The 21,242-nt window shown below is 35.9% G+C and carries 23 protein-coding genes; 17 read left to right on the top strand and 6 right to left on the bottom strand.

Annotation, left to right across the window (positions count from 1 at the left end; translation table 11 throughout):
- Positions 1–874: 874 nt before the first annotated feature.
- The 4 genes from spxA to pepF all read left to right on the top strand — a co-directional run bounded on the left by spxA (position 875) and on the right by pepF (position 5,663).
- Positions 875–1,273 carry a transcriptional regulator SpxA gene (gene spxA / locus I588_RS15345; protein ID WP_010759673.1) on the top strand — a complete coding sequence of 133 codons (399 nt, stop codon included), beginning with the start codon at positions 875–877 and terminating at the stop codon, positions 1,271–1,273.
- Positions 1,274–2,082: 809 nt separating this feature from the next.
- The gene (locus I588_RS15340; RefSeq protein WP_010759672.1) at positions 2,083–2,727 is read left to right on the top strand and encodes an adaptor protein MecA; all 645 of its coding nucleotides are present in this window, start codon (positions 2,083–2,085) and stop codon (positions 2,725–2,727) included.
- A gap of 54 nt (positions 2,728–2,781) precedes the next feature.
- On the top strand, positions 2,782–3,765 hold the full coding sequence (locus I588_RS15335) for a competence protein CoiA (RefSeq protein ID WP_034694427.1): 984 nt from the start codon (positions 2,782–2,784) through the stop codon (positions 3,763–3,765).
- A gap of 77 nt (positions 3,766–3,842) precedes the next feature.
- A complete protein-coding gene (gene pepF / locus I588_RS15330) occupies positions 3,843–5,663 on the top strand; it encodes an oligoendopeptidase F (RefSeq protein ID WP_010759670.1) in 1,821 nt (606 codons plus the stop codon).
- A 234-nt stretch (positions 5,664–5,897) separates the two neighbouring features.
- On the opposite strand, the gene I588_RS15325 is transcribed toward pepF, so the two are convergent.
- Together I588_RS15325 and I588_RS15320 are read right to left on the bottom strand one after the other, a co-directional pair.
- The gene (locus tag I588_RS15325) at positions 5,898–6,545 is read right to left on the bottom strand and encodes a DsbA family protein (RefSeq protein WP_010759669.1); all 648 of its coding nucleotides are present in this window, start codon (positions 6,543–6,545) and stop codon (positions 5,898–5,900) included.
- Positions 6,546–6,563: 18 nt separating this feature from the next.
- On the bottom strand, positions 6,564–7,079 hold the full coding sequence (locus I588_RS15320; protein ID WP_428829817.1) for a CYTH domain-containing protein: 516 nt from the start codon (positions 7,077–7,079) through the stop codon (positions 6,564–6,566).
- A 271-nt stretch (positions 7,080–7,350) separates the two neighbouring features.
- Between I588_RS15320 and yjbM the strand changes: the two genes are divergently transcribed.
- The 5 genes from yjbM to I588_RS15295 are packed head-to-tail and all read left to right on the top strand — an operon-like array spanning position 7,351 to position 11,581.
- On the top strand, positions 7,351–8,019 hold the full coding sequence (yjbM, locus tag I588_RS15315; RefSeq protein ID WP_010759667.1) for a GTP diphosphokinase: 669 nt from the start codon (positions 7,351–7,353) through the stop codon (positions 8,017–8,019).
- Complete coding sequence (locus I588_RS15310; protein ID WP_010759666.1) at positions 7,988–8,791, top strand: NAD kinase; 804 nt, start codon at positions 7,988–7,990, stop codon at positions 8,789–8,791. Before yjbM ends, I588_RS15310 begins: the two co-directional genes overlap by 32 nt.
- A 4-nt stretch (positions 8,792–8,795) precedes the next feature.
- Positions 8,796–9,689, top strand: a complete 894-nt coding sequence (locus tag I588_RS15305; protein ID WP_010759665.1) for an RluA family pseudouridine synthase — start codon at positions 8,796–8,798, stop codon at positions 9,687–9,689.
- Between the two features lie 10 nt (positions 9,690–9,699).
- A complete protein-coding gene (gene mgtE, locus I588_RS15300) occupies positions 9,700–11,070 on the top strand; it encodes a magnesium transporter (protein ID WP_010759664.1) in 1,371 nt (456 codons plus the stop codon).
- Positions 11,071–11,125: 55 nt separating this feature from the next.
- Positions 11,126–11,581 carry an NUDIX hydrolase gene (locus I588_RS15295; protein WP_034694610.1) on the top strand — a complete coding sequence of 152 codons (456 nt, stop codon included), beginning with the start codon at positions 11,126–11,128 and terminating at the stop codon, positions 11,579–11,581.
- Positions 11,582–11,627: 46 nt separating this feature from the next.
- Here I588_RS15295 and I588_RS15290 read toward each other — a convergent pair whose 3' ends face one another.
- Complete coding sequence (locus I588_RS15290) at positions 11,628–12,266, bottom strand: copper homeostasis protein CutC (protein WP_010759662.1); 639 nt, start codon at positions 12,264–12,266, stop codon at positions 11,628–11,630.
- Between the two features lie 87 nt (positions 12,267–12,353).
- Here I588_RS15290 and I588_RS15285 point away from each other — a divergent pair, with 87 nt between their 5' ends.
- From I588_RS15285 to recD2, 4 genes are all read left to right on the top strand, one after another.
- Entirely contained in the window at positions 12,354–13,181 is an 828-nt protein-coding gene (locus I588_RS15285; protein ID WP_010759661.1) for a methyltransferase domain-containing protein, read from the top strand.
- Between the two features lie 299 nt (positions 13,182–13,480).
- A complete protein-coding gene (gene trmL / locus I588_RS15280; RefSeq protein ID WP_010759660.1) occupies positions 13,481–13,987 on the top strand; it encodes a tRNA (uridine(34)/cytosine(34)/5-carboxymethylaminomethyluridine(34)-2'-O)-methyltransferase TrmL in 507 nt (168 codons plus the stop codon).
- 11 nt (positions 13,988–13,998) lie between these two features.
- On the top strand, positions 13,999–14,655 hold the full coding sequence (locus I588_RS15275) for a histidine phosphatase family protein (protein ID WP_010759659.1): 657 nt from the start codon (positions 13,999–14,001) through the stop codon (positions 14,653–14,655).
- Positions 14,656–14,670: 15 nt separating this feature from the next.
- Positions 14,671–17,127: an SF1B family DNA helicase RecD2 gene (gene recD2, locus I588_RS15270; RefSeq protein ID WP_010759658.1), complete on the top strand. Its 2,457-nt coding sequence runs from the start codon at positions 14,671–14,673 to the stop codon at positions 17,125–17,127.
- Positions 17,128–17,158: 31 nt separating this feature from the next.
- On the opposite strand, the gene I588_RS15265 is transcribed toward recD2, so the two are convergent.
- Positions 17,159–18,139 (bottom strand): diacylglycerol/lipid kinase family protein, encoded by a 981-nt coding sequence (locus tag I588_RS15265; RefSeq protein WP_010759657.1) that lies wholly within the window; start codon positions 18,137–18,139, stop codon positions 17,159–17,161.
- Positions 18,140–18,327: 188 nt separating this feature from the next.
- Between I588_RS15265 and I588_RS15260 the strand changes: the two genes are divergently transcribed.
- The gene (locus I588_RS15260; protein ID WP_425387143.1) at positions 18,328–18,831 is read left to right on the top strand and encodes a QueT transporter family protein; all 504 of its coding nucleotides are present in this window, start codon (positions 18,328–18,330) and stop codon (positions 18,829–18,831) included.
- 85 nt (positions 18,832–18,916) lie between these two features.
- Here I588_RS15260 and I588_RS15255 read toward each other — a convergent pair whose 3' ends face one another.
- Both I588_RS15255 and cbpA read right to left on the bottom strand, forming a co-directional pair.
- On the bottom strand, positions 18,917–19,417 hold the full coding sequence (locus tag I588_RS15255) for a GNAT family N-acetyltransferase (protein ID WP_010759655.1): 501 nt from the start codon (positions 19,415–19,417) through the stop codon (positions 18,917–18,919).
- A 62-nt stretch (positions 19,418–19,479) separates the two neighbouring features.
- Complete coding sequence (gene cbpA, locus I588_RS15250) at positions 19,480–20,118, bottom strand: cyclic di-AMP binding protein CbpA (RefSeq protein ID WP_010759654.1); 639 nt, start codon at positions 20,116–20,118, stop codon at positions 19,480–19,482.
- Between the two features lie 142 nt (positions 20,119–20,260).
- Between cbpA and rpmG the strand changes: the two genes are divergently transcribed.
- The 3 genes from rpmG to nusG all read left to right on the top strand — a co-directional run bounded on the left by rpmG (position 20,261) and on the right by nusG (position 21,233).
- Entirely contained in the window at positions 20,261–20,413 is a 153-nt protein-coding gene (gene rpmG, locus I588_RS15245; protein ID WP_010759653.1) for a 50S ribosomal protein L33, read from the top strand.
- An 11-nt stretch (positions 20,414–20,424) separates the two neighbouring features.
- Positions 20,425–20,595 (top strand): preprotein translocase subunit SecE, encoded by a 171-nt coding sequence (gene secE, locus I588_RS15240; protein WP_010759652.1) that lies wholly within the window; start codon positions 20,425–20,427, stop codon positions 20,593–20,595.
- Positions 20,596–20,690: 95 nt separating this feature from the next.
- Positions 20,691–21,233, top strand: a complete 543-nt coding sequence (nusG, locus tag I588_RS15235) for a transcription termination/antitermination protein NusG (RefSeq protein WP_010759651.1) — start codon at positions 20,691–20,693, stop codon at positions 21,231–21,233.
- Positions 21,234–21,242 lie beyond the last annotated feature (9 nt).

Below are 21,242 nucleotides of genomic sequence, written 5' to 3'. Positions count from 1 at the left end.
TAGTGGTCGTTATTATCTAAAACAAGCTTTAGGTAAAAGGTAAAATAATTTTTATAAAGGTGAACTCCGAAAATATTAGTATATCTCATCTTTTTATCATTGTAATATCAGTATTGCGAAATTTCTCTAATTATTTGCTCTTAAAATCTCTTTAAATAGGTGCTAAAGAATCGTTAAAGAACCATTGTTATCTTATTTTTTTGTGATTTTTGACAAAAAAAACATAGGTGTTTGCCAATCAAAAAAAATCAGCTAGAAAAAAATAATGATTGAGAAAAGTATACTATTGAAGAGTAACCATTTCCTAATCGTTTGATAAGGGAAATAGAAGTAAGAATTCGCTTTTTTTTGAGCAAACTACATCTATCAATATATCCAATTTGAGCAAAGATATTTGAAATAGAAGTAGCTTTTAGAATCTAAAAGATTTTGATTTTTTCTTTCTGAAAGTTTTTTTATATTAAATTTTAATTATATAATCATTCAGTGATCATAATAGAAACCGTGATTTAATAGCGTTTCAAGCTCTAAAATTGTGTTTGAAATGATCTTGATATGTATTTTAGAAAGTCTTTTTTTTTATTTTTATATAGAGTTGTAAATGCCTAAAGATGTTTGGTAATAGAGTTTTTGATTTTAGTGGATATCATTAAATTATTGATAGAGGATTTTGATGAAGCTGTATAGTGAGCTGAAGCTTGCTCAAGCAAGGGGGACACAAAATGAAAAATTAAATAACGGTATTATTTATAAACATTGTTGTTTAACCCACTTTTTTTTGTTACGTTTTTTCTGTATAATAGGAATCAGATAGAAGAGACACAAAACCTTCTGTTACAAAATCATTTTAGTCAAGAAAAGGAGTGATACATGTATGTTGACACTATATACTTCCCCTAGTTGCACATCATGTCGGAAAGCACGTGCTTGGCTGCAGGAACATGAGATTCCATTTGTGGAAAGAAATATATTCTCTGAACCTTTAACCATTGAAGAATTAAAAGATATTTTGCAAATGACTGAGGATGGGACAGAGGAGATTATTTCTACTCGCTCGAAGGTTTTTCAAAAGTTGAACATGGATCTAGACGAATTGTCTTTAAAAGATTTATTGAGTCTAGTGAAAGAAAATCCAGGTCTACTTAGACGACCAATCATGATTGATGACAAAAGATTGCAAGTAGGATTTAATGAAGACGAAATTCGCCGCTTTTTACCTCGTGATGTAAGACAATATGAATTACGACAGGCACAACTTATGGCCGGACTATAAAAGAAACCTCGCTGATTTGCGAGGTTTTTTATTTCGCTTGACCAGCAAGTGTTATTTGCTAACTGATGAGAGGCTAGTTTGAGTAAGTACAAAAATTCTCAATAGTTATCAGATAGTTTGCGACGAAATTCGCTGGCTGAATCTCTGAAAAGCATTCGTTTTCTAAATAGAATCAAAAAAAGGAAACTGGAAATAAGTACGGAAAAAAGTCGCTTAGTCAATTTTTAGGATGAGTCAGAAGGAATTAATTTTCTAGAATTTCATCATTAAAAATTTTCTAAAGGACGAAAACATAGAAAAGTAATTTTATCCATTGGAACATGACCTGAGAAAGAAAGCTATGCTGAAAATATGACAAATCTATAAAACATGCATTTCTCTACGAAAGTGACGGTGGCTAAATATCTTAGATTTTGTGAAAAGAATAAGGCATAAGGCTGTAGGGCTGGAAACTACTATTTGACCACGTCGTCATCTCAGAAATGACTAGCGAAGATTGATTGGTCTATCAGAGGATTATTGATATACGCCACAATATGAGATGATAAAATCAAAATATCGAGAACGAAAAGCTAGAAATAAAATAGCGACCTAGCAGCCGATGTTCGAAAATCAATTTTTTATTCTATATTGACAATGATAGTTGAATGGCCAGTGTTTCCTTTGAGAAAAAATTTTCTAAAGAAAAAGAGGTAAATCCCAAAATTTATTTTTAAAGACTTGATAAATTCTGATTGCTTTCTTTACTTTTGCTGCCAATCGGTTACAATGAACATATAACCTACCTATTTGAAATGAGGTGTGCTTAGATGGAAATGGAACACATCAATGAAAACACCATTCGAGTGATGATCGGCAGTGATGATTTGGCAGAACGAGGGATTACTTTTTTAGATCTTCTTGGAAATCATCGCGAAATTGAGTCCTTCTTTTACAGTATTTTAGAAGAAGTTGACATTGAAGATGAATTCAAGAGTAGCGAAGCCGTTACTTTTCAAGTATTGCCTAAAAATGATGGACTGGAATTATTCATTAGTAAAAATCTTACCCAAGATGATTTGAATAAGTTTTCTGATCCAGGTGATTTTGAAACGAATGACCTTGATCAATTAATTCGTCAGCAGATTCTTGCTTCTCAAAATGTAACACCCGAAAATGCTGAGATTGGTCGTTTACGTGTTTTCAAACTCAACGATTTTGAAAACATGATTGAATTAGCTAGCTATTCCTTTTTGGATGAGGCTTGGAGTGACTTGTATCAGTACGATAAAATGTATTATCTTCAACTGTATTTTGATCCAGAAACTTACGGAGAATCGTCAATTTCAGACGTTGTGGCTGAAGTGCTAGAATATGCTGAAGATACACAAGTAACACCAGAGTTTTTAGAAGAATACGGTACTTTATTAATGCAAAAAGATGCGATAGAAATCACCCGGAAATATTTCGTTTAAGAAGCCTGAACAGGGCTTCTTTTTTTTGCGTATATTACCTACGGGGTGATAAATATGCTGTTTGCATATAATAAGGAAAATCAATTGGTTTCGGTTAAACACTATTCGCCAAAAGAAAATTATTATTGTCCAGATTGTGGCGATCAACTGATTTGCAAACAAGGAACGATAAAAATACCTCATTTTGCTCATCGAAAAAAAACAAACTGTGAAGGGTTAAGTGAAGGTGAAACACAAGAACATTTAAAATTGAAACAACTTTTTTTGCATAGTGGTTATTCGTGCGGCGAAAACTGGGAATTGGAAAAACCGCTTCCTGAGTTAAAGCAGCGACCAGATTTGCTACAAAATCGTACAGCTGTAGAAATACAATGTTCCTCATTGAAAATTTCTCGCTTAATTCAACGCTTTGCTGGATATCAAAGCGGTAATTACCGAGATTGGTGGCTATTGGGTCCAAATTTATGGCCTAAAAAAAATTGGAGTACTTTACAAAAGCATTTTTGCTCGTATGACCAACAGAATGGATTTCATTTATGGTTGATTGATTTTAAAGGAATTTACTTACTTAGTCATATTAAGAAAATAGATCAACACTACTATTACACAAAAAATACTTTTCCATTTTATTCAAAACCGTTATTAGAGGTTAAGCAAATTGTGACAAAAGATAAACTAGCAATTAAATATGGCGATCAACAAATCCAAAATAAGAAAAGATTTTTAGCAAACAAGCTAGTCTCCTTTGACCAAGGAATAAAACCTTTACAGCAATTTTTGTACCAGCAAAATCAGCACTTGCTTCATTTGCCAGATTGGATGTATTTACCCAGTCAATATTCCTTTCTTTACAATGAGACTTATATTATTTTTCGCTATCTTTATTCTTTAAGTCCAGATAAACCAGTATCCGTGATTCAACGTTTTGAAAAATTCTATGCAGAGAATAAGTTCACTTGGCACTTTCCTCGAATTAATGAAGAAAAAATGATAGCTGCTCTCATGTCAGAAACACGCCGTCTCGTTTTGAAAGGATGACAGAAATCTTTAAATGTAACCAGTTATTTTTTTCAGTAAAATATGTTAAGATAAGGCAAAAAGATGGGAGCGATGATATGACTGAAGCAAAACAATTACCAAAACGTGAAGAGGTTCCTGTGGATTTGACATGGGATTTAACAAAGATATTTGCAAATGAAGCAGAATTTGAAGTGGAATTTGAGTTTTTATCAAAAGAATTGCAAGCTGCTGAAAAGATCCAAGGAACTTTAAAAGAAAACGCTCAGGCATTTTTAGCAGGAATTGAATATGTACTGGATATCTATCGTAAGGCGGAAGTAATTTACGTATATGCACATTTAAAAAATGATCAAGATACAGCAAATACTAAATACCAAGCTCTGTATGCGCGTGCTTCAAGTTTAATAGCTCAAACAAGTGAAGCTGTCAGCTGGTTTGAGCCAGAAGTACTATCACTATCCGATCAAACCATTTGGAGTTTTTTTGAAGCTGAGCCAGCTTTATCTATCTATCGTCATTTTATTGAGCAGATTCTTTCTCAAAGAGCGCATATTTTACCTGCAGAACAAGAGGCTCTTTTGGCAGGGGCTAGTGAAATTTTTGGCAGTTCGGCGGACATCTTCTCTGTAATGAACAATGCAGATTTAACATTCCCAATTGTTCAAAACGAGAATGGTGAAGCTGTGCAGCTAACTCATGGTGTTTATGGTCAGCTGATGGAAAGTACGAATCGTGATGTACGGCAAGCAGCCTTTAAAGCTTTGTACACTGTTTACAAGCAATTTAAAAACACATTAGCAACTACGCTAAGTACCCACGTGAAAAGCCATAACTATAAAGCGAAGGTACGAGGATATTCTTCCGCCCGTGCAGCTGCTTTAACGAATAATCACATCCCAGAAGATGTATACGACACTTTGGTGTTAGTTGTTAACCAGTATTTGCCATTGCTTCATCGATATGTAGAATTGCGCAAAGAATTGTTAGGATTAGAAGAATTGCATATGTATGATATGTATACACCTCTTTTAGCTGAGGCGCCGATTAAGTTTACTTATGAAGAAGCTAAACAACAAGTTTTACTAGCTCTAAAACCTTTAGGAAATGAATACTTAGAGATTGTAGAAAAAGCTTTTGAAGAACGATGGATTGATGTTGTAGAGAATCAAGGAAAACGCAGCGGGGCCTATTCATCGGGAGCTTATGACACACAACCATACATTCTATTGAATTGGCATGATCGCTTAGATGAATTGTACACTCTGGTTCACGAAATGGGACATAGTGTACACAGTCATTTTACTCGAAATAATCAACCTTATGTTTATGGAGATTATTCGATCTTTTTAGCTGAAATTGCTTCTACGACTAACGAGAATATTTTAACTAGCTATTTACTTGAAACCGAAAAAGATCCTAAAATACGTGCGTATATTATTAATCATTATTTGGATGGTTTTAAAGGTACAATTTTCAGACAAACACAGTTTGCTGAGTTTGAACATTTTATTCATACTGAAGATGCAAAAGGGGTTCCTTTAACTAGCGAACATTTAAGTACCTACTATAAAGAATTAAATCAAAAATACTATGGACCGATTGTTAGCAGTGATGAAGAAATTCAGTATGAATGGTCACGTATCCCTCACTTTTATTACAATTACTATGTTTATCAATATGCAACTGGTTTTTCAGCAGCAAACGCATTGGCAACTAAAATTGTCAATCATGAGCCAGAGGCTTTAGAAAAATATTTGGCTTATTTGAAATCTGGAAGTAGTGATTATCCGATTGAAGTAATGAAAAAAGCTGGTGTGGATATGACAAAAGCTAACTATATTGAAGATGCAATGGGTATCTTTGCTTTGCGACTTGATGAGTTAGAAGATTTAGTTCGACAATTGAAGAACACGTAGTTAAGTTGTATGCATCTTAAAAAGTGCTAATATTGAATAACGATTAAAAAAAGATTGAGAGAAACTACAGAAATGGAGTTTCTCTCAATCTTTTTTGTCTTATGAGAAAAGAAATAAAAGGGTGTATTCCAAAAAGATCATTATGAAGTTTTTACAAAAATAAGAACCTAATCAATATGAAAAGATAAAAAAACTAGACGTTTAAGGGAAATATCTTTCCTTGAACGTCTAGTTTTAAATTAGTGAAAGATGATCATCTGGAAAATCTTGATTAAAGTTTACACTATTTTCCTGACTTTTAAAGAATTGCAACATGGAACTACGTGACTTACAAGCATTTATAACATATTTAATTGCACTGCAACCTTCTACTCGTACACCAGTTCCTGAATCGGTTACACAATTATAAATAACGGCAGTCGGATGCTTTGTAATATCCATATCTTTAGCAATTTGCTGATCTGCTATGAAAAGTTCTTTTACTAAATCAGAAGAACGATCTTCCACAAAAGTTTCCATATCTCCACCAGTCTCTGAAAATAACCGATGCACTAATTCTTTGGAATAGGGAGTTCTTTTTTTAGCTAATTCTTCTTGCAACTTCATCAAGAAAATACGTCCACGTTTTTTTCCTTGTAATTGAGCAGCCTTGACATCTAAAGAAGCAGAATAAATAACATCTGAGAGTTTATTGCGTTTGTGTATATCTCTTTTGGATATGCCCTCTATAGTTAAAAGGTCAGATATTGTATGTAAATTCATTAATGGAATGAGCCGTAACTGGATTTTTAGATCATTCTTTTTCATCAACTCAGTTATTTGCTTTTCAATGGACAAGCAACGGCCGCCAATAGGATTGATAAATAAATAAATCTCAATCAAGAGACTTCCTCCTCACATTTATTTCCTTATGGTTATCGCACGAACAATCTTGTTCTTAGCTGGTCGATAAGGAATATTAAATTGTTTCAATAGTACAAGAAAGTCTGTTTCTTTTTTTCCGCTATCTTGTACCTCTAGTTCTAATTCAAAATCATGCTGGTTTCTATACCAATTTTCATCAAGAGCCAGTTTTCCTTCAGGTATAATTATTTCTGCGCGTTTCGTAACTAAACGGCCAATCAAACCCAACAAATTACAAGAAATACCCTCTTTGTTTAAGACATTAAAAATTTGTTGAGCACTTTTTGGAAACCGACCAGTTTCAATTGCTTTTTTTGCTTCAGATAGTTCAATATCATCTGTTACTTCCAATAATCCAACTTGCTGAGGAATTTTCAAAGTTGCTTCAGCGTCAGAATCAAAATATCGGATTCGCAATCCCATATTTTTCTCTTTCAATTGAAAATCTGATGTGTCAAAATAAAGATTGGTCTGAGTAACCAAATGAGAGGAAGTCAACTGGTAGTATGTCATCAATTGTAGATATTCTTGCTGCGTAAGCATCGTTTTGTATTCTATTTCAATTGATTCGTTCATTATCATTGTACACTCTATTCTAAAATTTGACTAATACAAAGGTATATTGACACATGTTACACGGTGCCGTCAAATATTTAAATGAAGTTTATCCATTAATCAAGAAAAATATAGAATTTGCAGTTTTTGGGATTGAACTAGTCATTTTTGCTAACGGATAGTTTGTGATAAGATAGGAAAGAATGGAAAGAAAAGCGAGGGAATTTTAATGGAAAGAAACTGGGAAATTTTTCTTGCACCGTATGAATTAGCTGTGGCTGAACTGAAAATTAAGCTAAGAGGCTTAAGAACACAATATCGTGAACAAGGAGAACATGTGCCAATCGAGTTTGTGACCGGCAGAGTGAAGCCAGTTGACAGTATTTTGAATAAAGCGAAATTACGAGGAATATCTTTAGACCGGTTAGAAGAGGACATGTCTGATATTGCTGGGATGCGCATTATGTGTCAATTTGTCGAAGATATTCATCACATGGTTCAAGTAATTCGCAATAGAAAAGATATGAATGTCGTACAAGAACGTGATTATATAACCAATCGAAAAGCTAGTGGATACCGCTCCTACCATTTAGTAATCGAATATCCAGTTCAGATGTTAGACGGTGAAAAAATGTTATTGGCTGAAATTCAAATTCGAACATTGGCGATGAACTTTTGGGCTACCATCGAACATTCTTTAAACTACAAGTATGAAGGGCAAATTCCTGAAGATATTAGTGAACGACTTTTTCGAGCAGCTGAAGCTGCCTATCAACTAGATGAAGAAATGTCTAGTATTCGGGACGAAATACAAGAAGCTCAGCATCTGTTTTCATATCGTAAAAAGAAGAAAGAAGGGGAGGAATATGCGGCTAAAAATAGGAATTATCCACAATAATGAGGCAAAGTCGTTGAAGGTTCATGAAGACTTGTTAAAGTTAGTGGCTAAAAATGATAATTTTACTGTTGTTGAGCATGATCCAGAGTTAGTGATTACCATTGGTGGAGATGGAACATTATTGTCAGCCTTTCATCGGTACAGCCATAAATTAGATACAGTAAGATTTTTAGGTGTTCACACTGGACATCTAGGTTTTTATACCGATTGGCGCGATTATGAATTAGAGGAAATGGTAGATAGTTTGTGCAGTGATCGGGATAAAAGTGTCAGCTATCCCTTATTAGATGTAGTGGTTAACTTTGAGGATGGCCGTCATAAGCACTTTTTAGCTATGAATGAATCAACTGTGCGCAAAGGCAATCGAACAATGGTAGCAGACGTCTATATAAAGGATGAACTATTCGAACGATTCAGAGGTGATGGGTTATCCATCTCAACGCCTACTGGGTCAACCGCATATAATAAAAGTGTTGGCGGTGCGGTAGTGCATCCAAGTATTAGTGCAATGCAGCTGGCAGAAATTGCTTCATTGAATAATCGTGTATTTCGGACGCTGGGGTCGCCTAGCATCATTGGTCCTGATGAATGGATAGAAATTTTTTTAAATACCGATGGAAAACACATGGTAACGATTGACCAGTTAGACGTTAGCGGAGGAGGCATTCGTTCTATTCAATATAAAATTGCTGAAGAACGCATTCACTTCGCCTCCTATAAACACATGCATTTTTGGCATCGGGTAAAAGATGCCTTTATTCGAGAGGATTAATTTTGTGGAATTTCAATGGACTTATGATCAAGCGGATACATTATTACTTCGCACCTTTTTAAAAAGGCAGGGAATCTCTAAAAAGTTATTAGCAAAAATAAAGTTTCAAGGTGGAAAAATCTATGTGAATAACAAAGAAAAAAACGTCTTGTTTTCTTTGAAATCCCATGATAAGGTAACTGTTGTGATTCCTGATGAAAAAGGTCATGATACTCTATTGGCAGATGATGTGCCAATAGAGATTGTCTTTGAAGATGATCATTTATTAATCGTAAATAAACCACCAGGTGTCGCATCAATTCCAGCACAATATCATCCAACTGGAACAATGGCTAATCGAGTAAAAGCTTATTATGTTAAGCAAGGCTACAAAAATCAAGTAGTTCACGTTGTGACGAGATTGGATAAAGATACTTCTGGCCTGATGTTATTTGCAAAGCACGGGTTTGCTCATGCGAAATTAGATCAGGAGCTGCAAAAGAAAACATTGATAAAAAAATATCAAGCACTTGTTTCTGGTAAAATAGCTGCTTTGAGTGAACACGGACAGATTAATTTACCAATTTTAAGAGACCGGACTTCTCTAATCAAAAGAAAGACGGATGAGTCTGGGCAAAGTGCCTTAACAGAATATTGGCTGAGTGAACGGAATAAACAAATCGCTTTAGTGGATATTCAACTACATACTGGAAGAACACACCAAATTAGGGTTCATTTCAGCGCTGTAGAGTGCCCGTTGCTGGGAGATGAATTATATGGTGGAAGAATGGACCTTGGGATAACTCGTCAGGCCTTGCATTGCTGTGCCTTGAGTTTCAAGCACCCCTTTACTGGGGAGATGTTGGCATTTTCATTGCCGCTTGCAAAAGATATGGAGATAATCGCAAAAGAGCTGTGAGGTGAGAGAGATGGATGAAAACCAAGAAGAATTAGAAGCCCATTTTTTACAGTTAAAAAGTGAACTGCAGAAAAACGATCTTCAAGATTTTCGTGAACATTTTTTGGAGATGCATATTTACGATCAGGGGCAATTCTATCAATCTCTCGATGGTGAAGAACGTCAATTAGTGTATTCTTATATGTCACCTAAAGAACTAGCTGACATGTTCGATGTGATCGAAGAGGATGATGAGCATGTAGAAGAATATTTATCAGAAATGCGTCCACGCTACGCAGCTGATATGCTTTCTGAAATGTATACTGACAATGCCGTTGATATTTTTAATGAATTAGACAAGAAGCAAGTAGCGAAATATTTGAGCTTGATGGAACCTGAGCACGCAAATGAGATTCGTGAACTTTTGCATTATGAAGATGATACAGCTGGTTCAATCATGACAACTGAGTTTGTTTCGATTGTTGCTAATCAAACAGTTCGTTCAGCAATGTATGTCCTAAAAAAAGAAGCACAAATTGCCGAAACGATTTACTACACATATGTTGTTAACACAGAAAATCAATTAGTGGGAGTTATTTCATTGCGTGATTTAATCATTAATGACGATGACACCATGGTATCCGAAGTAATGAGTGAACGGGTTATTTCAGTCCATGTTGGTGATGACCAAGAGGATGTCGCTCAGATGTTCCGTGATTATGATTTTCTAGCTTTACCAGTAACTGATTATGAAGATCACTTATTAGGAATCGTCACTGTTGATGATATTATTGATGTCATTGATGATGAAGCGGCCAGCGACTATTCTGGTTTAGCGGGGGTCAATGTCGAAGAAGTTGATGAAAATCCTATAAAATCTGCTTCGCGACGTTTGCCATGGTTAATTACTTTATTGTTTTTGGGTATGACGACAGCAAGTCTAATTAATCATTATGAAGCATTAGTTAGTAAAGCGAGTATCTTAGCGGTCTTTATTTCTTTAATCACTGGTACCGCCGGTAACGCTGGGACACAGTCATTAGCCGTAGCTGTTCGCCGAATAGCAATGTCTGATGATAAAGACAGTGGTTTCGGCAGGCTAATTATAGGTGAGATTTTGACCGGACTAGTAACAGGGTTAGTAACTGGAGCAACTATTTTTATCATTGTGGGGATATGGAAGCATAATTTTGTATTAGGATTTGTTATTGGGACGGCGATGGTAGCTGCTATAACAGTTGCTAATTTGGCTGGTAGTCTGATTCCAATGGTAATGGAAAAGTTAGGATTTGATCCTGCCGTAGCTAGTGGTCCATTTATTACTACTCTTAGTGATTTAACGAGCGTATTGATATACTTTAACATCGCTAGTTTATTTATGGAGCATTTTATTGGAAGTTAAAAGCTTTCTGGTTTTGATAAAGAAGGAAGAGACATATGCTGAAAGTAGTGAGAAAATGAAAAAAGCCTATGCTATTATTATTCGCAATGGTTTGATTTTGTTAGTCAGACGACCGGGATTACCTATTTGGGAACTACCTGGAGGAGAACTGTTTCATGATGAAAATGAACGGAATGGAATGAAACGTTTAATTTCAGAAGATTTGGGTTTACTAAGTGATATTCAAGACTTAATTGGCATCTATACTAAAGAATATATGGATGATCTTACCTATGTTTATAAGGCGAAGGAAGTTGAGACTCAACCCCAGAAACCAATAAATTCACCTGTTTATTCAGCAGCTAATTTTTTTGATATTCATAATCCTCCGTTAAATATTCATCCAGATCAGAAGCAGCAAATCAAGGATTATCTGTCAGGAAATTATCCTGTAAGAACACGTTTAAAAACTTGGAAGTGGTTGTTTCGGTTAAAAAAATATATTCAATTGAAAAGAAGCAGTGAGGAGTAGTCACTGCTTCTTTGTTTTTTAAGCCATTTAATAACGATTTGATCTTCTAATCTAAGGAAACAATTTTTGTACCATGTGCTTCCTGTATTCCTAGAAATTGGCTAACTTTATCAACATTTTTGTAGGTAACACCACCTCCAGGAAAGATGGTGATTCTACCATTTGCATAGTCAATTAACTCTTTCAGGTGAGCTAAGTTTTCTCCAATCGGTTGGGATAATGGACCACCGTGACTTAGAATTCGATCGATGCCTAATTTGACAAACCAGTCGATCGTCTCAAATTGTTTTTCCTTGGGAATTTCATCAAAGGCCATATGGAAGGTGGTCTGCAATCCAATGCTGTTTCCCAATAAAATTTCTAGAGCTTCTTCATCAACCTCATTTTCTTCTGTTAAACAGCCAAAAACTACGCCATCGGTTCCGGCATTTTTAGCATAAATCAAATCTGTTTCCATTATCTTTAATTCCAAATCATTATAACAAAAGTTCCCACCGCGAGGTCGAATCATTGTCATAACTGGAATATGTTTTTCGTTAGCATACGCTAATGTTTCTTCAATAACGCCTAAACTAGGGGTAGTACCTCCCACAGCAAGGTTGTCACATAATTCAATTCGTCCAGCGCCAGCTTGAACAGCTGCGGGAATCAGGGTAAAGTTTTCAGCACAAAATTCTTTAATCATGGTAATTCCTCCTATGCTCATAGTGTAGCATAAGTCATAGAAGGTTTGGAATAACTATGCTATCATATTGCTAAAGGAAGTGAATCAATGCTAAAGAAAATAGATCGCGGTGCTTTATTTCTAGAAAAAAACTACGCTATGTTTCGTTGTCCTAAATGTCATGAAAACTTTTCCCATGATAGACATTACCTGATTTGCAAAAATAACCATCAGTACGATCTTTCAAAAAAAGGAACGGTTTACTTTTTGGATCATCAAGTAAAAACAGAGTACGACAAAGAGATGTTTTTACCACGAGGTCGAATGATTCGCTCAGGAATGTATCAGCCGGTTATTAAGCAGCTCGCTGAGTGGGTGACTCCCGGTAAACTATTAGATGTGGGCTGTGGGGAAGGTAGTTTTTTAGCCGAATTAAACCGTTTGAAATCAAGTGATGTGTCGATTGGTTTTGACTTGGCCAAGGAGGGCGTGTATTTGGCAACAGATCAAAAGCTAGATGCTTTCTGGTGTGTAGCAGATCTGACAAATTTACCTTTTTCAGATCAAAGCTTTGATACTATTTTGAATATTTTTTCGCCTTCACATTATAAGGAATTTCACAGAGTTTTGAGAGAGAACGGAAGTGTTCTTAAAGTAATTCCTCAAGAAAACTATTTACGGGAGTTAAGAGAGGCATTTTACCCCGACGGAAAACCTTACACAAACGAGGCCGTTATCGATCGATTTAACATGGAGATGTCAGTTGAAAAACGAACTCGATTGACTTATGAGTTTGCGATTCCAATTGAAAACCAACTAGACTTGTTAGAAATGTCACCCTTGGAGTGGCAGGCTGAACCTTCGATAAAACAAGGGTTAATGGATGAACCACTGGAAAAAATCACGATTGACGTGGAAATATTAAAGGGACATTAGAGAAATCGTTTTCATTGAAAAAAATATGAATTAATCATTGCTTTTCTAACTTCATGGTGATATAGTACAAACAAGTTGTTTTTCACTGGTTTTTATCAGGTTCCTGTTCTGATAAAAGTTTGTGAAAAGTGCTTCACTAACGTAGCGACTCGCCGTGCTAGACACCGAGTTGGTACGTTTTTTTTTACGCAAAACTTGATTCTAATCTTTAAAATGTGTGAACTAGCAGAGAAATTATTTTTCAATTTATTTGTGAAGAACAGAATATTTTTATAAAAATCAATCAGAGGAGTCCTAGTATGACTAATCATATTGTACTATTCGAACCACAGATTCCAGCTAATACTGGCAACATTGCTCGCACCTGTGCAGCTACCAATTCACCACTGCATCTAATTGAACCACTTGGCTTTTCAACTGATGATAAGCATTTGAAACGAGCCGGACTAGATTATTGGAAAGATGTGGAGATTACTTACCATAAGAATCTCGAGGCATTCATGGAGTTTCTGGATCAACGACCATTATACTTAATTACCAAGTTTGCTAATCGTACGTATTCAGAACCAGAATATACAGAGTGCATCGACCGTTTCTTTATGTTTGGTAAAGAGACGACCGGTTTGCCTGAGAAATTAATGCGCGAGAATGAAGATAAATGTTTAAGACTTCCAATGAATGATACCCACGTTCGTTCGTTGAACTTATCCAATACAGTTGCTATTGTAGTTTATGAAGCGTTAAGACAACAGAATTTTCCAGAATTAGAACTTAGTCATCATTATGAAAATGATAAGTTGGATTAAGGAGAGAAGTTATGAAGCTATATTTTACACGACATGGTAAAACACAATGGAATCAGGAAAAAAAATTCCAGGGCATGATGGGAGATTCTCCATTGCTGGCAGAAAGTTTTCAAGCCATTGAAACTTTAGGAGAAACCCTGAAGGATATTCCCTTCGAAAAGATTTATTCAAGCAGTTCAAGACGGGCTTATCTTACTGCTGAAGGAATCAAAAATCGCTTATCTCATCCTGTTGAAATCATTCAAAGCGATGATTTAAGAGAATTGGGTCTAGGTGCCCTTGAAGGTCAGTCGATTGCTAAGATGTACGAAAAATATGGTGAAAATATGAACCATCTACGCCATCGCTTAGACATTTATGATCCAACTCCCTTTGGCGGTGAGGCAATCAACAAGATGTTGAGTCGCACGACGGGTTTAGTTCGTGAAGCTGTAGCTAAAGCAGAAGAAGGTCCTTTGCTTTTTGTGGGACATGGAGCATCACTGACTGCAGCTATTCAATCATTAGCTGGCAAACCGAAAGCCGAATTACGTTCCATGGGTGGGCTTTATAACAACAGCTTAACCATTTTAGAAACTACAGAAAATGATCAGCCTTATAGGTTATTAGAGTGGAACAATGTTGACTTTTTAGAGCAAATCAATCAACAACCGGATGCTATTTTGTAAGGGAGGTGAGACAAAATGTCAGAAGAAGCACTATACATTATTGGTAAACTAAAAGCTATTTTTTTTCAAAATCCCAGTAACTTTTATAAAGTCTTGCTTTTCGACATCCGTGAAACAAACACTGATTTTCTGGAAGCTGAAATAGTTGCTACAGGCAGCTTTGGTGATGTACAAGAAGAGGAAGAATATCGTTTGTTTGGACATTTTGTCGAGCATCCTCGTTATGGCAAACAATTTTTAGTGGAACGCTATGAACAAGCACAGCCTACTTCTGCTAATGGAATTATCAGTTATCTTTCCAGCGATAAATTTCCTGGAATTGGTAAAAAAACAGCAGAAAAAATTGTTGAAATGTTGGGAGAAGATGCTATTGACCAAATCATCGATCAACCAGATAGCTTAAATCAAATACCAAACCTGAATCAAAAGAAAAAAGATCAGTTAATTGAAACATTGCGGCAAAATTATGGAATGGAAAAAATAATTGTCGGCTTGAGCTCCTATGGTTTTGGCAGCCAGTTATCTTTTGCAATTTTTCAAACATATCGCAACCAAGCACTTGAGATTATTCAGGAAAATCCGTATCAATTAGTAGAAGACATTGAGGGAATTGGTTTTAAAAAAGCTGACAATTTGGCTGAACAGATGGGAATTGCAGCGAATAGCGATCAGCGAATAAGGGCAGCAATTTTACACCAAATTAACGAAGATGCCAACCAGAGTGGAGATACCTATGTAGAGGCACAAAACTTATTAGAACAGGTTTTATCTTTACTTGAAGGCTCTCGAGCTGTTGAAATAGCACCAGATCAAGTGGCCGCGATGATTATCCAGTTAGTTGAAGAAGAAAAGATTCAGCAGGAAGAAACCAGACTATATGAGAACACTTTATACTACAGTGAATGGGGAATTGGAAACGCGGTTGCCCGTTTATTGGAACGGAAAAAAGAAATCAAGTATCCAAAAAAGATAGTCGAAAAAAAATTGCGGATCATTGAGAAACGATCAAATATATTGTATGGTACCTCGCAAGATAAAGCGATTAAAGAAGCTATTCGCTCGCCGTTGTTCATTTTGACTGGCGGACCTGGAACTGGCAAAACAACGGTCATTAATGGAATTGTCCAGTTGTTTGCTGAATTAAATGATTTATCTTTAGATCCAAGTGATTACAAAGAAGAAATTTTTCCAATTATTCTTGCTGCTCCTACAGGAAGAGCTGCTAAACGTATGAATGAAACAACTGGATTACCAGCTAGTACGATCCATCGTTTGTTAGGGTTAAATGGGCGCGAGAGCACGCCTGAGACCGAAGCACGAGAGTTGGAAGGAGGATTGCTGATTGTCGATGAGATGTCTATGGTGGATACTTGGTTAGCAAATACGCTGCTAAAGTCTATTCCAACGAACATGCAGATTATTTTAGTAGGAGATAAAGATCAACTACCTTCTGTAGGTCCAGGGCAAGTTTTCCATGACCTTCTACAAGTAGATACCATTCCTAAAATTGAGTTAACAGAAATTTATCGTCAAGGAGATAGCTCTTCAATCATTCCTTTAGCCCATGAGATAAAAGAAGGTAAGCTGCCAAGCGATTTTACTGTGAACCAAAAGGATCGTTCCTTTATCTCATGCCATGCCTTTCAAATGGAAGCTGTGATCAAGCAAATTGTTGAACGTGCTAAAAAGAAAGGTTATTCGGCACAAGATGTTCAAGTACTTGCACCAATGTATAGAGGGCCAGCTGGAATTGATGCGATAAATAGAATGATGCAAGAAATATTTAATCCAAATGACGGCACAAAAAAAGAAGTTCAGTGGAACGATGCAGTCTATCGTATTGGTGACAAGGTTCTTCAGTTGGTGAATAATCCGGAATCGAATGTTTTCAATGGGGATATGGGAATAATTGTAGGAATTATTCCTGCTAAGGAATCGGAAGATAAGGTTGATGAACTTGTTATTCAGTTTGACAGTACAGAAGTCCAATATAAACGTTCAGAATGGAATAATATCAAGTTATCCTATTGCTGTTCAATTCATAAGGCTCAGGGCAGTGAATTTCAGATGGTACTACTACCGATGGTTAAGCAGTACAATCGTATGTTGCAGCGCAATTTACTTTACACAGCGGTTACACGAAGCAAAGATCTGCTTATCTTATTAGGGGAGCAAGAAGCCTTTGTTGAATGCGTGCGCAAAGAATCAGCTGTACGTAAAACGACGTTGATTGAACGAATTTGTTCGGCAGCAGAATTAGAATTTCCTGTTCCTAAAGCAGTCGATGATCCCTTCAAGGATGCTCTGAAAGAAGACGAGTCAGTTGAACCAAAGAATACCCCAAAGGATTTAGAAGAAAATGGTCCGAAACGCTTAACTATTTCTTTAATTCGTCAGCAAGTAATCGATCCTATGATTGGCATGGAGAACATCACTCCTCAAATGTTTTTGGAATCAAATAAACCTAAGTAAAAGTTCATCTGAATTTACTTAGGTTTATTTTTTACTGCTTATCAGTATACCAAATATATTGAGAGCTTGTAGAAAAGTAAAGGTCATAAGAGCGTTGGCCCATGTTTTCACCATCAGCTTGTCCATGTTGGGGATCAACAGAAACAATTCTGATACGAGAACTAGAAAAATGTCGATAATGCCTATTATTCGTATGCTTTTTTTGTAATAATTGCAGCAACAAGCGAATAATCGCAAATAAATTCGGTTTTTCAATGACAACTAAATCGATCATTTCCTTCCTTGGATCAGCCATAGGAGCAATGGGGATTCCTCCACCAAAATAAGGTATGTTTGTGGTGGTACATAAAAATGTTCGATTAAATTCTTGCTTGTGCCCATTTATTTCAACTAAGATGGGGAATGTTTTCTGAGTTAAAAGTGCCTTTATTAAATAGAGTCCATATGAAGCAAACCCAAGCTTATACTTATTTAGTAATTTTTTAGAAGCTGAAGCATTGGTAGTAGCAACAATTAATGCATCTAGTCCAATCCCCACATTATTTAAGACTAATCCATATTCTTCACTGATTTTTTCTTCATAAAGTAGAACATTGATCTTCTGTGGTCTGTCAGCTCCAGTGATTTGTCTAAAAGCACTCTCAACTTGCAGCGATAATCCAATCCCTCTAGCAAAATCATTGCCTGAACCGGCTGGGAGGTAACTTATCGGGAGATTAACTCCAGTCAAATAGAATTGATTGACTACTTGATGTAAGGTGCCATCACCACCTACAACAATCAATAAATGATAGGGTTCATCGTCTGGCTGTTGAAGCAGTTCCTCATCCCAAGGTGTGAGAAATCCGATTAAGCGTTTGACAATTTCCTTTTCCTCGCCTGCATAAGTTGTGTAATAAGGTGTGTATGTAAAATCGTTTTGATCAAACAGATCAATTAGCTGACTAGCTTTCTTATTGGCAGTTCCACTGCCAGCAGCCGGATTAATCAGTAAATGATAGTGAAAATTCATAAATTGTTCTTTCCTTTCAGGAGCTAATTATAACAGACGTTTTGCAAATGAAACATCATTATGCGTCAATTTTTTATTTTTCATCAAGAAAAGTTGACTTGCCCCAGGAAAAAAAGTATGATGGTTCAGGATTTACCCGCGGTTCATCAACCATCCCGCGTAAACAAAACTTGGAGAAAGAAGGGGAAATAGTGCATTTAGCAGAAAAAAATCGTATAAATATAGTGATTACTAATGGTATACTGATGGCTTTGTATTTGGCCTTAACAATTTTAGTTTCACCAGTGGCCTCTGGTCCTATTCAATTTCGAATTTCGGAAAGTTTAAATCACTTAGTTGTATTTAATCGAAAATACCTGTGGGGTGTTTTAGGAGGAGTAATAATCTATAATGCAATATTTGGCATGGGAATTTTAGATGTTGTTTTTGGGGGAGGGCAGACATTGTTAGCTTTAGGGATGACTGCACTTTTACAGAACAAGGTTAAAAATATAAAGATCCGTTTAGCCTTAAATGTTCTATTCTTTAGTGTTAGTATGGCTTTAATTGCAGTGATGCTCTACTTAACTGCAGCATTGCCTTTTTGGATAACTTATGCTTGGCTAGCTGCTAGTGAAGCAATTATTATGACTATTTCAGCACCATTAATGTATTATTTAGATCAACGCCTACATTTTGAAAAGACAGTATAAAATATAAAGCATGATCAATATATAGTGACTCTCCAAAGATAAAAGTTATTTTTGGAGAGTTGCTACATGTTGATCATGCTTTTTTCTACTCTTTGATTAATGAATACAGTTGCATATCTTTAAACTGTCCAAGTTTATACGCATTTTTCCTTAGAGTTCCTTCGCACAGAAAACCAGCTTTTTCTAATATGCGGCAAGAAGCTAAGTTATCTGAAAAAGGTTCTGCAAAAAGACGAACGATGTCGGTTGTTTTGAAAACCTTTTGACAAACTGTTTTCAAGGCAGCAGTTCCTATTCCCTTTCCCCAGTGTGATTCTGCAATATAGTAACCGATTTCAGCAGTTCGAAAATGAATGTTTTTTTGACGAAATACTCCAATACTACCTACCACTTTGTCCTCTACAGTCACTGCAAATGAAAGCTCTCGGTTAGTTAAGAGGGTTGTTAAAATAAACTCTTCTGCATCTTTCTTTCGATAAGGATAAGGTATTTCATCGCGTAGATTTTCTTGTATCTTTTGGTTATTCATAATAGAACATAGCTCCTCTGCATCTTCAAGAAGCCATTCACGTAATATACAGGTCATTTTTTTCCTCTTTTCATAAAATTAAAGGCACTGAATATAGTTATACTCAGCACCTTTTGTGATTAATGAAGACTTAACGTTTCGACCTCTTGCACTTCGAAATTTTTTCGTTCTAAGTGGTCAACAATTGCCGCCAGTTTTTGTTCATCAATACCATTTGGCAGAGTAATAAGTGTTCGTCTGCCTTGCATGTCTTTGCCTACATCTAAAGTAATGCAGCTGGCAATACTAGAAAATTTCGAAATAATTTTGGTCATCAAAGCAAGCTCACCTTTTTTTCCAGATGATACAATGGTTAGTACGTAACTTCCTGCTTTAACACTCCAAGATTGAGACAGCATGTTAAGCAATGTACTGTGGGTTAAAATACCATAAAAATGATTATTCTCATCCAATACGGTAATGTAAGGCAATTCTTTAATTGTAAAGAATATTTTAAAAAAGGAAGTATGGATAGAGATAAATTTTGTAGCATTTTTTAATAGATGAGTAACTGGTAGCTGTAAGTCCCCACCATTTGCTTTGTGGCGATAAATATGCATTTTATAGATGTTCCCACGAAAAATTTGTTTGCTCTCATCTAAAATCGGAACACAACGAAAACCTGTTTCTTCCAAAATATCTAAAGCCTCTTGTAACGTAGCAGATTCTGTAATCGTAGTTAAATCCTTTTTCGGATAAACTAGACTTTCTAATAACATTAAAGTGCCCTCCAATTAATCGATTCATTCTTTCATTATACTATCATATTCTTTCTCATAAAGGTAACTAATTTTTGCCCAATTGACAGAAAGTGTATTAGATGATAATGTTACCATGTGAGTTTTTGTAAGGAGGTTCGCTATGGCAACGAAGAAAGCGGCTCTAGCCTGTACAGTTTGCGGTTCTAGAAACTACAGCAAGTCTGTCAGCGAAGGCAAACGCGGAGAGCGTTTAGAAATCAATAAGTTTTGCAAACATTGTAATAAATACACGTTACATAAAGAAACAAAATAGGAGGAAATTCGGTGAAGTTTTTACGTAGTGTTAGAGAAGAAATGAAGTTGGTCACTTGGCCGTCAAGAAAACAATTGCGTCATGATTCGCTAGTAGTTATTGAAACAGCGATTTTATTCGCGGTAATGTTTTTTGTTATGGATACAGCAATTCAACTATTAATTAATTTGGTAATTCGTTAGTAGCCAAGTTCAATAAAGCATGCTATACTATTTTTGAGAAAAAACCTTAGGATACTGAGGTTTTTTTATTTTAGAACGGGGAGCCGATGAACAAAATGGAATCTTTTGAGAAACAATGGTATGTACTGCATACTTATTCCGGCTATGAAAACAAGGTAAAAGCGAATATTGAATCTCGGGCACAAAGTATGGGAATGGAAGACTTTATTTTCCGGGTAGTAGTTCCAGAAGAGAAAGAAAAAGAGATTAAAAATGGTAAAGAAAAGGAAATCGTTCATAAAACATTTCCTGGATATGTATTAGTAGAAATGGTCATGACGGATGATTCTTGGTATGTTGTTAGAAATACACCAGGAGTAACTGGATTTGTTGGATCACATGGAGCTGGAAGCAAACCTGCTCCACTGATGCCAGAAGAAATCAATCATATTTTACGTTCATTAGGTATGAGCACACGTCAACATGAACTGGAAATTGGTCTGGGTGAAACGGTGAAAATCATCGAAGGAGCTTTTGCTGGTCTTGAAGGGGTAGTCACGGAGATTGATGAAGAACGTGAGAAGGTTAAAGCCAACATTGATATGTTTGGTCGTGAAACAAGTACCGAACTAGATTTTGATCAAATTGATAAGATTTAATAAGCTGAG

Source organism: Enterococcus pallens ATCC BAA-351, from assembly GCF_000407485.1.
Taxonomy (GTDB): domain Bacteria; phylum Bacillota; class Bacilli; order Lactobacillales; family Enterococcaceae; genus Enterococcus_A; species Enterococcus_A pallens.
This window is presented reverse-complemented; position numbering and strand designations above follow the sequence as displayed.

What these genes read in the sequence shown, in the direction of transcription:
- spxA (WP_010759673.1), top strand. Translation starts at nt 875, where the DNA reads ATGTTGACACTATATACTTCCCCTAGTTGCACATCATGTCGGAAAGCA.
- I588_RS15340 (WP_010759672.1), top strand. Translation starts at nt 2,083, where the DNA reads ATGGAAATGGAACACATCAATGAAAACACCATTCGAGTGATGATCGGC.
- I588_RS15335 (WP_034694427.1), top strand. Translation starts at nt 2,782, where the DNA reads ATGCTGTTTGCATATAATAAGGAAAATCAATTGGTTTCGGTTAAACAC.
- pepF (WP_010759670.1), top strand. Translation starts at nt 3,843, where the DNA reads ATGACTGAAGCAAAACAATTACCAAAACGTGAAGAGGTTCCTGTGGAT.
- I588_RS15320 (WP_428829817.1), bottom strand. Translation starts at nt 7,079, where the DNA reads ATGACATACTACCAGTTGACTTCCTCTCATTTGGTTACTCAGACCAAT.
- yjbM (WP_010759667.1), top strand. Translation starts at nt 7,351, where the DNA reads ATGGAAAGAAACTGGGAAATTTTTCTTGCACCGTATGAATTAGCTGTG.
- I588_RS15310 (WP_010759666.1), top strand. Translation starts at nt 7,988, where the DNA reads ATGCGGCTAAAAATAGGAATTATCCACAATAATGAGGCAAAGTCGTTG.
- mgtE (WP_010759664.1), top strand. Translation starts at nt 9,700, where the DNA reads ATGGATGAAAACCAAGAAGAATTAGAAGCCCATTTTTTACAGTTAAAA.
- I588_RS15295 (WP_034694610.1), top strand. Translation starts at nt 11,126, where the DNA reads ATGAAAAAAGCCTATGCTATTATTATTCGCAATGGTTTGATTTTGTTA.
- I588_RS15290 (WP_010759662.1), bottom strand. Translation starts at nt 12,266, where the DNA reads ATGATTAAAGAATTTTGTGCTGAAAACTTTACCCTGATTCCCGCAGCT.
- I588_RS15285 (WP_010759661.1), top strand. Translation starts at nt 12,354, where the DNA reads ATGCTAAAGAAAATAGATCGCGGTGCTTTATTTCTAGAAAAAAACTAC.
- trmL (WP_010759660.1), top strand. Translation starts at nt 13,481, where the DNA reads ATGACTAATCATATTGTACTATTCGAACCACAGATTCCAGCTAATACT.
- I588_RS15275 (WP_010759659.1), top strand. Translation starts at nt 13,999, where the DNA reads ATGAAGCTATATTTTACACGACATGGTAAAACACAATGGAATCAGGAA.
- recD2 (WP_010759658.1), top strand. Translation starts at nt 14,671, where the DNA reads ATGTCAGAAGAAGCACTATACATTATTGGTAAACTAAAAGCTATTTTT.
- I588_RS15265 (WP_010759657.1), bottom strand. Translation starts at nt 18,139, where the DNA reads ATGAATTTTCACTATCATTTACTGATTAATCCGGCTGCTGGCAGTGGA.
- I588_RS15255 (WP_010759655.1), bottom strand. Translation starts at nt 19,417, where the DNA reads ATGACCTGTATATTACGTGAATGGCTTCTTGAAGATGCAGAGGAGCTA.
- cbpA (WP_010759654.1), bottom strand. Translation starts at nt 20,118, where the DNA reads ATGTTATTAGAAAGTCTAGTTTATCCGAAAAAGGATTTAACTACGATT.
- rpmG (WP_010759653.1), top strand. Translation starts at nt 20,261, where the DNA reads ATGGCAACGAAGAAAGCGGCTCTAGCCTGTACAGTTTGCGGTTCTAGA.
- nusG (WP_010759651.1), top strand. Translation starts at nt 20,691, where the DNA reads ATGGAATCTTTTGAGAAACAATGGTATGTACTGCATACTTATTCCGGC.